Origin of the sequence: Parabacteroides sp. AM58-2XD (assembly GCF_003463685.1) — a bacterium.
GTDB classification, from domain to species: Bacteria; Bacteroidota; Bacteroidia; order Bacteroidales; family Tannerellaceae; genus Parabacteroides; species Parabacteroides segnis.
Genome location: NZ_QSDP01000262.1, coordinates 1 through 608 on the forward strand (window position 1 = coordinate 1; position 608 = coordinate 608).

Consider the following 608-nt stretch of genomic DNA (forward strand, 5'->3'; position numbering starts at 1 on the left):
TCCGAACCGGCTTTCAGGCAACGGCCCAACTGCTGCAAAGCTACCACATAAGATTCCGTCCGACGCAGGAACATGGCAGCATCTACTCCTTCCACATGCAATCCTTCGATCAACATATTTATAGAGAAAAGGACATGCAGTTTTCCTGTTTCCTTACGAAAACGACGCAATGTCTTTTCATTTTCCCGATTACTGAGTCCGTTATGGATCTCAAATGTTTCCGTTTCAAAGCCAGCCTGCCCGAGCCAGTTCGATACTTCGGGAATCATATGCTGAAGATCTTCCTTGTCTTTACAGAAGACAAGCATTTTCTTTACCTCTTTCGGAAGATAACGCCGGATCAGTTCCGATGCACTCAACGAGCCGCGAAAGTCGAGACGGGCAAAGTCTATCTTGTCTTGAATATGCTTGCGCCTTTCTAAAGTACAGTCACTCCTGTTCAGCATACGCTGTACCTTATCCAGTTGGTTATTCAGATCGAATACGCTCTGCACCAGGACAGGAACAGGCAGTATCTTATAATACCAAGCCATAGACAAAGACAGTTCATGGAACAGGTTTCCCTTGAAATAGACCTCTACCGTATCGAGCATCTCTTCGGGACGTAT

1 protein-coding gene is annotated in these 608 nt (G+C 45.9%); it reads right to left on the reverse strand.

The features are described 5' to 3' along the window. Positions 1–608 (reverse strand): DEAD/DEAH box helicase (locus tag DXA15_RS25180; protein WP_255420010.1); only part of this gene is annotated, 608 nt, incomplete at both ends.